Raw genomic sequence first — 13288 nt, 5'->3', positions numbered from 1 at the left:
AAGTGACCGACACCTCCGCCGACCTCGTGATCCTGGGAGGCGGATCGGGCGGCTACGCCGCGGCGTTCCGCGCGGCCGAGCTGGGCCTTTCCGTCACGCTGATCGAAAAGGACAAGCTTGGCGGGACGTGCCTCCACCGGGGCTGCATCCCGACCAAGGCCCTGCTGCACGCCGCCGAGGTCGCCGACGAGACCCGGGAAGCCGAAGCGGTCGGCGTCAAGGCCGCCTTCGAGGGCATCGACATCGCCGGGGTCAACAAGTACAAGGACGGGATCGTCGCCCGCCTGTACAAGGGCCTGCAGGGCCTGGCCAAGGCGCACAAGGTGAACCTCGTCGAGGGCAGCGGCACGTTCGTCGGCGGCACGACCGTCGAGGTGGACGGCACCCGCTACACCGGCAAGAACGTCATCCTCGCCACCGGCTCGTACTCGCGCACGCTGCCCGGCCTGGAGCTCGGCGGCCGCATCATCGCCAGCGAGCAGGCACTGGCCCTCGACTACGTCCCCAAGAAGGTCGTGGTCCTCGGCGGCGGCGTCATCGGCGTCGAGTTCGCCAGCGTGTGGGCCTCCTTCGGCGTCGACGTCACCATCGTCGAGGCCCTGCCGCGGCTGGTCCCGAACGAGGACGAGTTCGCGTCCAAGCAGCTCGAGCGCGCCTTCCGCCGCCGCAAGATCGCCTTCAAGACCGGCGTGAAGTTCACCGGCGCGAAGCAGGACGACAACGGCGTGAGCGTCTCGCTGGAGTCCGGCGAGACCATCGAGGCCGACCTGCTGCTGGTCGCCGTCGGCCGCGGGCCGAACTCGGCCGGCCACGGCTACGAGGAGGCCGGCGTCAAGATCGAGCGCGGCTTCGTCCTCACCGACGAGCGGCTGCGCACGAACCTGCCGAACGTCTACGCCGTCGGCGACATCGTCCCCGGCCTGCAGCTCGCCCACCGCGGCTTCCAGCAGGGCATCTTCGTCGCCGAGGAGATCGCGGGGCAGAACCCGCGCGTCATCGACGAGAGCGGCATCCCGCGGGTCACCTACTCGCACCCGGAGGTCGCGTCGGTCGGGCTGACCGAGTCGCAGGCCAAGGACAAGTACGGCTCGGACGTCACGACGTTCACCTACGACCTGGGCGGCAACGGCAAGAGCCAGATCCTCAAGACCTCCGGCGGGGTCAAGCTGGTCAAGGCCCCGGACGGCCCGGTCGTCGGGGTCCACATGGTCGGCGACCGCGTCGGCGAGCTGATCGGCGAAGCGCAGCTGATCTACAGCTGGGAGGCCTTCCCCGAGGACGTCGCCCCGCTGATCCACGCGCACCCCACCCAGACCGAGGCCCTCGGTGAAGCGTTCCTCGCCCTCGCGGGGAAGCCGCTGCACGTGCACAGCTGACGTCCCACCAGCAGAATCCAGACCACGCAGAACTTGGAAGAGGAGTCAGCGAACGATGGCCTACTCCGTCACATTGCCGGAGCTCGGGGAGAGCGTCACCGAAGGCACCGTCACCCGGTGGCTTAAGCAGGAGGGCGACACCGTCGAGGTCGACGAGCCGTTGCTCGAGATCTCGACCGACAAGGTCGACACCGAGGTGCCCTCCCCGGTGGCGGGCACGGTCGTGAAGATCAGCGCCCAGGAAGACGAGACCGTCGAGGTCGGCGGCGAGCTCGCCGTCATCGACGACGGCACCGGCGGTGTGCCGGAGTCGTCGGCCCCGGCGCAGGAAGAGCCCGCGGCCTCCGAGCCTTCGCAGCCGGAGCCGGAACCGCAGGCCCAGGCCGAAGAGAGCGCGCCGAGCAAGCCGGACACCGCGCCGGCCGCGGGCGGCGAAGGCACCGAGGTGAAGCTGCCCGAGCTGGGCGAGAGCGTCACCGAGGGCACCGTCACGCGCTGGCTGAAGGCGGTCGGCGACTCGGTCGAGGTCGACGAGCCGCTGCTCGAGATCTCCACCGACAAGGTCGACACCGAGGTGCCGTCGCCGGTGGCCGGCACGGTGCTGGAGATCCGCGCGGGCGAGGACGAGACCGTCGAGGTCGGCGGCGTCCTGGCCGTGATCGGTGACGCCGGTGCGGCGCCGAAGGCCGAGGCGAAGCCGGAACCCAAGCCCGAGCCGAAGCCGGAACCCAAGCCGGAACCGAAGCCCGAGCCCAAGCCGGAGCCGGTTCAGCAGGCCCCGGAGCCCAAGCCGGAACCGAAGCCGCAGGCCGCCCCGGCCTCGGCCGCCACGCAGTCGGCCCCGGCCGCCGCGGCGAAGGACGGCTCGGCGGACGGCCCGTACGTCACGCCGCTGGTCCGCAAGCTCGCGTCGGAGCACGGCATCGACCTCGCGTCGCTGACCGGCAGCGGCGTCGGCGGCCGGATCCGCAAGCAGGACGTCCTGGCCGCGGCCGAGGAGAAGCAGAAGGCCGCCGCCGCACCGGCTCCGGCCGCCGCCGCTCCGGCCGCCGCCGCTCCGGCCGCTGCCGCCGCCCCGTCGGCGCCCGCCGCGCGTCCCGCGGCCGCGGTGTCGCCGGAGCTCGCCGCGCTGCGCGGCACCGTGCAGAAGGCCAGCCGGATCCGCCAGATCACGGCCACCAAGACCCGCGAGTCGCTGCAGATCGCCGCGCAGCTCACGCAGGTCCAGGAGGTCGACGTCACGAAGATCGCCAAGCTGCGCCAGCGCGCGAAGGCGGGCTTCAAGGAGCGCGAGGGCGTCAACCTGACGTTCCTGCCGTTCTTCGCGAAGGCCACGGTCGAGGCGCTCAAGCAGCACCCGAACGTCAACGCGTCCTACAACGAGGACACGAAGGAGATCACCTACCACGGCGCCGTGCACCTGGGCATCGCGGTGGACACCGAGCGCGGCCTGCTCTCGGTCGTGATCCACGATGCGGGCGAGCTGAGCCTGGCCGGTCTCGCGCACCGGATCGCCGACCTGGCGGGCCGCGCGCGGGCGGGCCAGATCAAGCCGGACGAGCTGTCGGGCGGCACCTTCTCGATCACGAACATCGGCAGCGTCGGCGCGCTGTTCGACACGCCGATCATCGTGCAGCCGCAATCGGGCATCCTCGGCACCGGCGCGGTCGTCAAGCGCCCCGTGGTGATCGCGGACGCCGACGGCAACGACACGATCGCCGTCCGGTCGATGGCGTACCTGCCGCTGACCTACGACCACCGCCTGGTGGACGGGGCCGACGCGGGCCGCTTCCTGACGACGATCAAGCAGCGCCTGGAAGAGGGCAACTTCGAGAGCGAACTCGGTCTCTGAGCAACCCCGGACGAAGGCCGCCACGGATTTCCGTGGCGGCCTTCGCCGTGTCCGGGCCGGACGTGCGGTGGCGGAGCGAATGCGCAACGATCGAGGCATGCGAGTACTGATCGCCGGAGCGAGCGGCTTGATCGGGTCGGCGCTGGGCGAACGCCTGCGGCGCGAGGGCCACGAAGTGCGCCGGCTGGTGCGGCGCGAGGCCCGTGAAGGTGGCGAATTCCGCTGGGACCCGCCGTCGGGCACCATCGCGAGCGGTGCCTTCGAGGGCGTCGACGCCGTCGTGAACCTGGGTGGCCAGCGGCTGTTCCCCGGCCGGTGGAGCGCGATGCGCAAGCAGCAGCTCACCGACAGCCGGGTCGAGCCGACCGAGGTGCTCGCCGAAGCCGTGGCCGAACACGGCGTCGGCGTGCTCGTGAACGCGTCCGCCGTCGGGTACTACGGGCACACCGGGTCGTCCACTGTGGACGAGTCCGCGCCGCGCGGCCGGGGTTTCCTCGCCGAGCTGTGCGAAGGCTGGGAAGCGGCGACGGCGGGCGCCGGCGACGCGCGGGTCGTGAAGATCCGCACCGGGCTGGTGCTTTCGGCCAAGGGCGGCCTGTACGGCACGCTGCGGCCGCTCTTCGCGCTGTGCCTGGGCGGCCGCCTCGGTGACGGCAGCCAGTACATGCCGTGGATCTCCCTCGAGGACGAAGCCGGGGCGATCGTCCACGTCCTGACGCACGACGACGTGTCGGGGCCGGTGAACCTGACCGGCCCGGAGCCGGTCACCAACGCCGAGTTCACCCGGGCCGTGGGCCGCGCGCTGCACCGGCCCGCGCCGTGGTGGGTGCCCGGGATCGCGCTCAAGGCGGTGCTCGGGCAGGCCGGGGAGGAAATGGCGCTGTTCGGGCAGCGGGCCGTCCCGGCCGCGCTGGAGCGGTCCGGGTACGCGTTCCGGCACCCGACCCTCGACCGGGCGCTCGCCGCGGCGTGACTGTCCCCGTCAAGCGCTGGCTCGTCGTCGGCTTCGCGCTGGCGGCGGCCTTCGTCGCGCTGGGGCTCGGTGTCGCCCGGCATCCCCTGACCCTCGACTCGCAGGTGGCGAACGCTCTCCACGGCGTCTACACGCAGCCACTCGGGCGGGTCGCGCAGATCGGCAGCGACGTCCTCGGCCCGGTGCTCCCCTGGATCCTCGGGGTGGCGCTGCTCGCGCTGGGGTTGCGGCAGCGGCGGCACACCGGGTTGTGCGTGCGGCTCGCCGTCGTGCTGCTGTTGTGCCGGCTGACCAGCGTGGCGGCCAAGCCGCTCTTCCTGCGGGAGCGTCCGCGCGACTACCCCGACCTGAGCTACCCGAGCGGGCACGTGACGTCGGTGGCGAGCGTCGGGTTCGTACTGGTGCTGCTCTGCGCGTGGCTGTGGCCGCGGCTGGTGAACCGCGTCCTGCTGATCTCCGCGGCGGCGGTGCTGCTGAGCGCCGCCTGCCGGGTGCTGCTGGGCGTGCACTGGGTGAGCGACACGATCGGCGCAGTGCTGGCGGTGACCGGTGTCGGGCTGCTCTCAGCGTGCGCCTTGCGGCTGCTTCCCCCGGGTGACGGGCGTAGCCTCGACGGGTGAGTCCTTCCCGCACCTGCCGCGCCAGCACCGAACCCGTCGACGTCCGCGAGCTCGGCACGATCGACTACACCGAAGCCTGGGAGCTCCAGCGGAGTTTCCTGACCGCGCGTGCGGACGGCACCGCACCGGACACGATGCTCCTGCTGCAGCACCCGTCGGTGTACACGGCGGGCAAGCGCACCGAGGAGAGCGACCGCCCCACGGACGGCACCCCGGTGATCGACGTCGACCGCGGCGGCAAGATCACCTGGCACGGCCCCGGCCAGCTGGTCGGCTACCCGATCGTGAAGCTCGCCGACCCGATCGACGTGGTCCACTACGTGCGGCGGCTGGAGGAGGCGCTGATCCACGTGTGCGACCAGCTCGGCGTGGCGAGCGGCCGGGTCGAGGGCCGCAGCGGGGTATGGATCCCCGCCGACGAGCGCGGGATCGAGCGCAAGATCGCGGCGATCGGCATCCGCGTCCAGCGCGGTGTGACGATGCACGGCTTCGAGCTGAACTGCAACGCCGACCTGGCGGCGTTCGACACCATCGTCCCGTGCGGCATCCGCGACGCGGGGGTGACGTCGCTGTCGTACGAGCTGCAGCGGGACGTGACGGTGGAGGCGGTCCTCCCCCTGGCCCGCGACGCGGTCCTGGCGGCCCTCGAAGGTGAGCTCTCGGTGAGCGAGGACCGCTGGCTCCCCCGCCCGGAGGCCCCGCAGGCCCCCGGCGTCACCTTCGCGCTCCAGAACTGACCCCGACCTTCATGCACAAGGCCGGCCTCCTGTGGACAACAGGAGGCCGGCCCTGCTTCGGCATCCGGAACTGTCAGTCCCTTCCGCCAGCGTGGAAAACGGGGGCTGCTCAGTCCAGCTGCGGAGCCACCTCGGCGGCGACCAGATCGAGCTGGTCCAGGTCCGAAAGGTCCAGCAGCTGCAGGTAGAGCCGGGTGATCCCGGTCTTCTCCCGCCACTGCCCGATCCGGTCGACGACCTCCGCGGGCGACCCGGCCAGCCCGTTGGCCTTCAGCTCGGCGACGTCCCGCCCGAGCACCGAAGCTCGCTGGGCGACCTCCGCGTCGGACCGCCCGACCCCGATGACCAGGGCCACCGAGCGCAGGATCTCCTTCGGGTCGCGCCCGATCTCCGCCGCGGCCGCCTCGACGCGGGCGAACTGGGCGGCCGCCGTCTCGGCGTCGGTGAACGGCAGGTTGAACTCGTCCGCGAACCGCGCCGCCAGCGCCGGCGTGCGCTTCTTGCCGCCGCCGCCGATGATCACCGGCGGGGCCGGGGACTGCGCCGGCTTCGGCAGGGCCGGCGACTCGGACAGCTTGTAGTACTGACCGTCGAACGAATACGTCGAGCCCAAAGGCGTCTTCCACAGCCCGGTGACGATCTCGAGCTGCTCGGCGTAGCGGTCGAAGCGCTCCTTCAGCGGCGGCAGCGTCAGGCCGTATGCCTCGTGCTCGGCGTCGTACCAGCCGGCGCCGAGGCCGAATTCGACGCGCCCGCCGGACATCTGGTCGACCTGCGCCACCGAGATGGCGAGGGGTCCCGGGTGCCGGAACGTCGCCGCGGTGACCAGCGTGCCCAGCCGGATGCGGCTGGTCTCCCGGGCCAGGCCGGCCAGGGTGATCCACGCGTCGGTCGGGCCGGGCAGGCCGTCGGCCGAGCCCATCTTCAGGTAGTGGTCACTGCGGAAGAAGGCGTCGTACCCGGCGGCTTCGGTCGCCTTGGCGACGCGCAGCAGGTCGTCGTAGCTGGCCCCCTGCTGGGGCTCGGTGAAGATCCTCAAGTCCACGAAGATCAGCCTATCGAGGCGTCCGGCTCCGTGCGCCGCAGCCGTACCAGCATGCGGACGATGACGTCCTCGATCTCGGCGCCGACCTTCTTCGGGTCGGGCGAACCGGCGATTTCGGTCGCCGCGCTCGACAGGGCGCCGAACAGCAGCCGCGCGGTGACCTCGACCGGCACCGGCTCGACCTCGCCCGCGTCGATCAGCGACTGCAGGCCGGACCGCACGAGCCCGAAGCTGCACCGCTCCTCGGCCTCGCGCCAGCGCTCCCAGCCCATCACGACCGGCGCCTCGTGGATGGCGATCCGCTGGTAGGCGGGGTCGAGGCAGGCGCGGAAGAACGCGTTGAGCCCGGCGAGCGCCCGCTCCCACGGCGTGCCTTCGCCGGTCATGATCTTGTCGAGCCGGTCGTAGACGAGGCCCTCCACCTGCTCGAACGCGGCTTCGAACAGCGCCTGCTTGCCGCTGAAGTGGTGGTACAGCGCACCCTTGGTCACCCGGGCGCGTTTGGCGATCTCGTCGAGCGAGGTACCCGCGTATCCGCGTTTGGTGAACAGTTCGACCGCGCTGTCGACCAGCGCGGACCGCGTCGACTCGGAGTAGTCGAGTCGTCTGGACCTCATTGTCGCCACCTTCACAACTTTACGCCGGGAACAGCTCTCCATACTCATGGTATGTTCGGCGCGTCAGGTCCGTACCGGGAGTATGCCGCAGACCGGCGGTATGACCCGGGCCACGGAAGGGGAGCCACAGATGAGCTGGACCGACTTCTATCGACGTCAGGAAATCCTCGAAGCGACCGTCCGCCTGGCCGCCCGGAACCCGGGCGCGCCGCTGCCGCTCGAGGAGGTGCCCGGTGCCGAAGAGCACTTCGGCACCGAGGAAAACGTCCTCACCGCCCTGCAGTACCAGTGGACGCGTACGCTGAGCGGCCGTCTGCGCAGCGAGGTCGTCGACCCGGACGACGCCGACGGCCTCGGCGACCACGTCGACGCCGTCACCCGCGCCTGGCGCGCCGCCGTCGACGAGCACGCCGACCTGCACGCGGTCCTCGACGGCGCCTACGAGCGGCACGCGTCGCTGCGCCGGATGCACGAAGGCGAGCTGCGGATGCTCGCCGTCACGGCCGGGCTGGCCGACCCGCGCGAACCGGCCGAAGAGATCGTCAAGGTGGGTCGCGCGTTCGAGGCGCTGCTGCGGGCGAACCGCTCGGAGACCACTCGCCGCCGTCCGGTGATCGGACACCTGCGGCGGCTGCTCGCGCCCAGTGCGTAAACGGAGTTAAGTGTCACCCATGACACAGCGCTGGACCGAAGCGGACATCCCCGACCAGAGCGGCCGCACCGTCCTGGTCACCGGAGCGAATTCCGGCCTCGGCCTGCGCACGTCACAGGTGCTCGCGGGCAAGGGGGCCCGCGTGCTCCTCGCCTGCCGTTCCGCCGAGCGCGGCGCGAAGGCACTCGAAATCGTGAAAGCGGCCGCCGCGGGCGCCGGACCCGAGCTCATCCCATTGGACCTGAGCGAGCTCGCGTCGGTGCGCGCGGCGGCCGTGTCGGTGCGGGAACGCACCGGCGACACGCTCGACGTCCTGGTCAACAACGCCGGCGTGATGGCCACCGCCCGGGGCCGCACGGCCGACGGCTTCGAGCTGCAGTTCGGCACCAACCACCTCGGGCACGCGGCGCTGACCTGGCTGCTGCTGCCCGCCCTGCGCGGCGGACGGCACGCCCGGGTCGTCGCGCTGTCGAGCATCGCCGCCACCGGCGCCCGCATCGACGTCGAAGACCCCAACTTCGAGCACCGCCGCTACAACCCGGCGACCGCGTACGGGCAGTCGAAGCTGGCGAACCAGGTGTTCGCCATGGAACTCGACCGGCGGCTGCGCGCGGCAGGCGACGACGTCGTCGGCGTCGCCGCCCACCCCGGCTACACCGCGACCGGCCTCGGCAGCGGCATGGCGCGCTCGTACAGCAACCCGGTCGTCCGCTCGGTCATCGCCGGCGGCCACAAGATCGGTGAGGCCCTGTTCGCGCAGAACGTCCGCCGGGGCGCGCTGCCGCAGCTGTACGCGGCCACGGCGGACGGCGTCGAAGGCGGCGACTACATCGTCCCCGGCGGCCTCGGCGGCACGCGCGGCAATCCGGTCAAGGGACGTCCCCTGCCGGCCGCGCGCAGCGAGTCGCTGGGGGCCGCACTGTGGGACGTCACCGCGAAGCTGACCGGCGTCACCCCTGATCCCGCGTAGGCCGGACGGGCGTACGGTTGACGTGTGAGTGCTGCGCCTGAAGGCCGGAAGCTGCTGCGTCTCGAGGTTCGCAACAGTGAGACGCCGATCGAGAAGAAGCCGTCGTGGATCAAGACGCGGGTGCGGATGGGGCCGGAGTTCACCGAGCTCAAGGGTCTGGTGCGTCGCGAGGGTCTGCACACCGTCTGTGAGGAGGCGGGGTGTCCGAACATTTATGAGTGCTGGGAAGACCGGGAAGCGACCTTCTTGATCGGTGGGGATCAGTGCACGCGTCGGTGTGATTTCTGTCAGATCGATACCGGGAAACCGGCGGCGCTGGATCGCACTGAGCCGCGGAAGGTTGCGGAGTCGGTGCAGGCCATGGGCTTGCGGTACTCGACGGTGACCGGTGTGGCGCGGGATGACCTTCCCGATGGTGGTGCCTGGTTGTACGCGGAGACTGTGCGGCAGATCCACGCGTTGAACCCGGGCACGGGTGTCGAGTTGTTGATCCCGGATTTCAATGCGGATCCGGCTCAGTTGGCTGAGGTGTTCGGGTCGCGTCCGGAGGTGCTGGCGCATAACGTGGAGACGGTGCCGCGGATTTTCAAGCGGATCCGTCCGGGGTTCCGGTATGCGCGGTCGTTGGAGGTCATCACGGCGGCGCGTGAGGCCGGGTTGGTGACGAAGTCGAACCTGATCCTGGGCATGGGTGAGACGCCGGACGAGGTGGCTCCGGCGATGCAGGATCTGGTGGATGCCGGGTGTGAGATCTTGACGATTACGCAGTATCTGCGGCCGTCGCCGCGGCATCATCCGGTGGACCGGTGGGTGAAGCCGGAGGAGTTCGTCGAGCACTCGAAGGCCGCGGAGGCGATGGGCTTCGCGGGTGTGATGGCGGGGCCGCTGGTGCGCTCGTCCTACCGCGCGGGCCGCCTCTACGCCCAGACCAAGGCCCACCGCGGCGAGGTCCTGCCCGAGAACCTGCGGCACCTGGCCGCCGAAGGACCCGCAGCTCAGGAAGCCGCTTCGCTCCTCGCGAGGTGACCCACGTCACCCCATGGTCCTTAAAGGATCGGTAAAGTGGCGGCATGGCCCTGGTTTCGGACCTCCTCAGCTGGTTGCAAGGACTCCCGGAACCGGGGCTCGTCGCCGCGACCGGCGGCCTGGTGTTCGCCGAGTGCACGATCGGGCTGGGTTTCCTGGCCCCCGGCGAATCCGGCCTGCTCATCGCGGCGACGACGGCGAACACCGTGCCGCGGTTCCTGTCCCTGTGGCTGGTCGTCACCGTCTGCGCGACGGCGGGCGACGCGCTCGGCTACGGCATGGGCCGCCGCTTCGGGCCGCGCCTGCGTGAGACGAAGCTGATCCGCAAGTACGGCCTGGAGGCCTGGGACAAGGCCACCGGCGTCCTCGAACGCCGCGGCGCCTGGGCGGTGTTCTTCGCCCGGTTCCTGCCGGTGATCCGGACGTTGACACCGGCCGCGGCCGGGACGTCCGGGTTGCCGTTCCGCAAGTTCCTGCCGGCCGCCGCGGCGGGCGCGTTCTGCTGGTCACTGGTCCACATCAGCATCGGCGCGGCGCTGGGTGAAGCCGCGAAGCGCATCGAAGGCGCCCTGAACACCGGCGGCCTGATCGTGGTCGCCGTGCTCGCCGCCGTCGCGGTGTTCTTCCTGCTGCGGCTGAAGAAGCGCAAGGCGCTCGCCACCCCCGAGCCGGAGCCCGAACGCGTGCCCTGAGTACTACATTCGGCGGCATGAGTCTCGCGGATCTCCCCCGGCCGATCGGCTTCGTCCTCGGCGGGGGCGGCAGCCTCGGCGCCATGCAGGTCGGCATGCTGCGCGCCCTGACCGAAGCCGGGCTCACGCCGGACGTGGTGACCGGCACGTCGGTCGGCTCGCTCAACGCCGCCGTGCTGGCCCGCTCCGGCACCGACGCGCTCGCGCGGCTGCACGACATCTGGGCGCACATGACGCGCGCCGAGGCGTTCCCCGGCGGCGTGCTGAGCCGCGTCCGGACGCTGACGCAGAGCAAGACCCACCTGTTCCCCAACACCGGGCTGGCCGGGATCATCGCCGACCACCTCGGTGCGGACACCCGCTTCGAGGACCTGGCGCTGCCCCTCGGCGTCGTCACGACGCAGGTCGACACGGCCGAGCCGTTGCTGATCCGGTCCGGGCGCCTGCTCGAGCCGCTCCTGGCGAGCTGCGCGATCCCCGGCATCTTCCCCCCGGTGGAGCACGACGGGCAGCTGCTGTACGACGGCGGGCTCGTCGCGAACGTGCCGATGCGGCAGGCCCTCGCCATGGGGGCGCAGTCGCTGGTGGTGCTCGACTGCGCGTTCCCCGGGAAGCTGCCGTCCGCGCCGCGGACGTTCGCCGAGGTGATGATGTTCACCGCGATGATCAGCATGCGCAACCAGGCGGTGCTGGAAGCACCGCTGGCCGCGGCTTCGGTACCGGTGGTCTACCTGCCGGGGCCGGCACCGGTACGAGTGAACCCGCTGGATTTCGGGCACACGGAAGCGCTGGCGGAAGAGGCGTACACGGCGGCGCGCGAGTACCTCGGCGCGCTTTCGGTGACGGGGCCGGGGCTTTACGGCGCACCCGGGCTCGTCATCACGTGATCCACGTCACGCCGATGCACCGATCCGCCGGCAAGAACGTCATCGCTATCGCGTAGTTTTGATGACGAATGCCCGCCGATCCCAATTCCCAAAAAGAGATAATATGCTCCCCAAGAAGATTTTACTTTCGGTGGCCGGAATCCTCGCCGGAGCACTGCTGCTTTCCGCCTGTTCGTCCGGTGACGACGGCGGCTCGCCGGCCGATGGGCTGCCGGCGCCTGGGTCCGCCTCGCCGTCCGAAGCCGCGGTCGCGGTGACGTTCGACCCCGCGGGCGGCACGGCGGTGAACCCGGCGACGCCGATCGTCGTCAAGGCGGCCAACGGGAAACTCCTCGACGTCACGGTGACGAACCCGGCCAAGGGGAAGACGGTCGCCGGCAAGCTGGCGGCGGACGGGTCGAGCTGGACGTCGAGTGAGCCCCTGGGCTACGGCTCGACGTACAAGATCGTCGCGCACGCCCAGGGCGCCAACGGGAAGCCGGTCGAGCAGGACAACCAGATCACGACGCTGTCGCCGAAGAAGCAGGCGAACGCCAACCTGATCCCGGCGCCGTCCGCGGTGGCGAGCACGGGTGTCGGCGTCGGCCAGCCGATCGTGTTCAGCTTCGGCAAGGTCGCCGTCAAGAACAAGGCGGCGGTCGAGAAGGCGTTGACGGTGGAGTCGACCCCGAAGCAGGACGGCAGCTGGTACTGGATCGACGACTCGAACGTCCACTACCGGCCGAAGGAGTACTGGCAGGCCGGCACAACGCTGAAAGTGACGGCCAAGATCTACGGCGTCGATTTCGGTGGCGGGGTGTTCGGCGCGGAGGACCGCACGGAGACGTACAAGGTGCACGATTCCTGGATCGCGAAGGCGGACGGGAACAGCGAGCAGATGCAGATCTTCCACAACGGCCAGATGGTGAAGTCGATGCCGATTTCGATGGGCAAGGACGCCACACCGACCCACCTGGGCGCCCACGTGATTTCGGACAAACAGGCCAACTACACGATGGATTCGTGCACGTACGGCGTCTGCCCGCCGGACCCGAAGGCGTACCGCTCCAACGAGAAGTGGTCGGAGCGCATTTCCAACGACGGCGAGTTCGTCCACGAGAACCCGAACAGCGTGGGCCAGCAGGGCAGCTCCAACGTGTCGCACGGGTGCATCAACCTGAACGACGCGAACGCCCAGTGGTTCTTCCAGAACATGGGCCTGGGCGACGTCGTGGAGGTCACCAATTCAGGAGGCCCCCAGCTCCCGGTCTGGGACCTCTACGGCGACTGGTCCAAGTCCTGGGCGGACTGGCAAGCCGGCTCCGCCATCAAGTAACCGTCACCTTCAGGGGGTCAGGAGCGCCGCTCCTGACCCCCTTTCTCGTCCACGCTCCCGGCCGAAGCACGTGATGCCCCGCCAATCACGTGTGATGCCTCCCCAGTCACGCGAGATGCCTTTCCCATCACGTGAGTTCCGCCTCCAATCACGTGAGTTCCGCCTTCGATCACGCGAGATTCGGGTCTGATCACGCCGGCGGGTGAGCGGCGAAGGGGCATCAGCTGTGATCCGGGAGGCTTCATGCGTGTCTGGAGGGGCATCTCGCGTGATGGGGGAGGCATCACGGCGGCCGGCCGGGCGGGGTTCGCGTGGCTGGGGCCGGAACTGGCGTGATTGAGGCCGGGTCTCGCGTGATTGCAGGCGGAAATGGAGAAAGGGCCTGGGCCGGGAGACTCGTGGTCTCTACCGGGCCCAGGCCCTCTCTTCACGGTAAGTTCGGCGGTGTCCTACTCTCCCACAACCCTTCGGTTGCAGTACCATCGGCGCTGTCAGGCTTAGCTTCCGGGTTCGGAATGGGACCGGG

13 protein-coding genes and 1 rRNA gene are annotated in these 13288 nt (G+C 70.4%); 11 read left to right on the top strand and 3 right to left on the bottom strand.

Annotation, left to right across the window (positions count from 1 at the left end):
• Positions 1-2 precede the first annotated feature (2 nt).
• The 5 genes from lpdA (at position 3) to lipB (ending at position 5558) form a co-directional block, all read left to right on the top strand.
• The gene (gene lpdA, locus ACWED2_RS10330; protein WP_449690149.1) at positions 3-1376 is read left to right on the top strand and encodes a dihydrolipoyl dehydrogenase; all 1374 of its coding nucleotides are present in this window, start codon (positions 3-5) and stop codon (positions 1374-1376) included.
• Positions 1377-1431: 55 nt separating this feature from the next.
• Positions 1432-3228: a 2-oxoglutarate dehydrogenase, E2 component, dihydrolipoamide succinyltransferase gene (sucB, locus tag ACWED2_RS10325; RefSeq protein ID WP_449690148.1), complete on the top strand. Its 1797-nt coding sequence runs from the start codon at positions 1432-1434 to the stop codon at positions 3226-3228.
• Between the two features lie 97 nt (positions 3229-3325).
• Positions 3326-4201, top strand: coding sequence for a TIGR01777 family oxidoreductase (locus ACWED2_RS10320; RefSeq protein ID WP_449690147.1), 876 nt, complete (start codon positions 3326-3328; stop codon positions 4199-4201).
• Positions 4198-4821: a phosphatase PAP2 family protein gene (locus ACWED2_RS10315; RefSeq protein WP_449690146.1), complete on the top strand. Its 624-nt coding sequence runs from the start codon at positions 4198-4200 to the stop codon at positions 4819-4821. The genes ACWED2_RS10320 and ACWED2_RS10315 overlap by 4 nt, the downstream gene beginning before the upstream one ends.
• Entirely contained in the window at positions 4818-5558 is a 741-nt protein-coding gene (gene lipB / locus ACWED2_RS10310; protein WP_449690145.1) for a lipoyl(octanoyl) transferase LipB, read from the top strand. The genes ACWED2_RS10315 and lipB overlap by 4 nt, the downstream gene beginning before the upstream one ends.
• Positions 5559-5667: 109 nt before the next feature.
• On the opposite strand, the gene ACWED2_RS10305 is transcribed toward lipB, so the two are convergent.
• Together ACWED2_RS10305 and ACWED2_RS10300 are read right to left on the bottom strand one after the other, a co-directional pair.
• Complete coding sequence (locus tag ACWED2_RS10305; RefSeq protein ID WP_449690144.1) at positions 5668-6603, bottom strand: LLM class F420-dependent oxidoreductase; 936 nt, start codon at positions 6601-6603, stop codon at positions 5668-5670.
• 5 nt (positions 6604-6608) lie between these two features.
• Positions 6609-7220 (bottom strand): TetR/AcrR family transcriptional regulator, encoded by a 612-nt coding sequence (locus ACWED2_RS10300; RefSeq protein WP_449690143.1) that lies wholly within the window; start codon positions 7218-7220, stop codon positions 6609-6611.
• 130 nt (positions 7221-7350) lie between these two features.
• Here ACWED2_RS10300 and ACWED2_RS10295 point away from each other — a divergent pair, with 130 nt between their 5' ends.
• The 6 genes from ACWED2_RS10295 (at position 7351) to ACWED2_RS10270 (ending at position 12762) form a co-directional block, all read left to right on the top strand.
• A complete protein-coding gene (locus ACWED2_RS10295; RefSeq protein WP_449690142.1) occupies positions 7351-7872 on the top strand; it encodes a hypothetical protein in 522 nt (173 codons plus the stop codon).
• A gap of 19 nt (positions 7873-7891) precedes the next feature.
• Positions 7892-8842: an oxidoreductase gene (locus tag ACWED2_RS10290; protein WP_449690141.1), complete on the top strand. Its 951-nt coding sequence runs from the start codon at positions 7892-7894 to the stop codon at positions 8840-8842.
• 24 nt (positions 8843-8866) lie between these two features.
• Positions 8867-9868 carry a lipoyl synthase gene (lipA, locus tag ACWED2_RS10285; RefSeq protein ID WP_449690140.1) on the top strand — a complete coding sequence of 334 codons (1002 nt, stop codon included), beginning with the start codon at positions 8867-8869 and terminating at the stop codon, positions 9866-9868.
• A 44-nt stretch (positions 9869-9912) separates the two neighbouring features.
• On the top strand, positions 9913-10560 hold the full coding sequence (locus ACWED2_RS10280) for a DedA family protein (protein WP_449690139.1): 648 nt from the start codon (positions 9913-9915) through the stop codon (positions 10558-10560).
• A gap of 17 nt (positions 10561-10577) precedes the next feature.
• Entirely contained in the window at positions 10578-11447 is an 870-nt protein-coding gene (locus ACWED2_RS10275; RefSeq protein WP_449690138.1) for a patatin-like phospholipase family protein, read from the top strand.
• Positions 11448-11550: 103 nt separating this feature from the next.
• The gene (locus ACWED2_RS10270; protein ID WP_449690137.1) at positions 11551-12762 is read left to right on the top strand and encodes a L,D-transpeptidase; all 1212 of its coding nucleotides are present in this window, start codon (positions 11551-11553) and stop codon (positions 12760-12762) included.
• Positions 12763-13198: 436 nt separating this feature from the next.
• Here the strand turns inward: ACWED2_RS10270 and rrf are convergent.
• Positions 13199-13288: ribosomal RNA gene (rrf, locus tag ACWED2_RS10265) — 5S ribosomal RNA — on the bottom strand; the annotation flags it as partial.

The organism is Amycolatopsis sp. NPDC005003 (genome assembly GCF_053600695.1).
The sequence above is the reverse complement of the archived record's forward strand: the minus strand, read 5'-3'. Positions and strand labels throughout refer to the sequence as shown.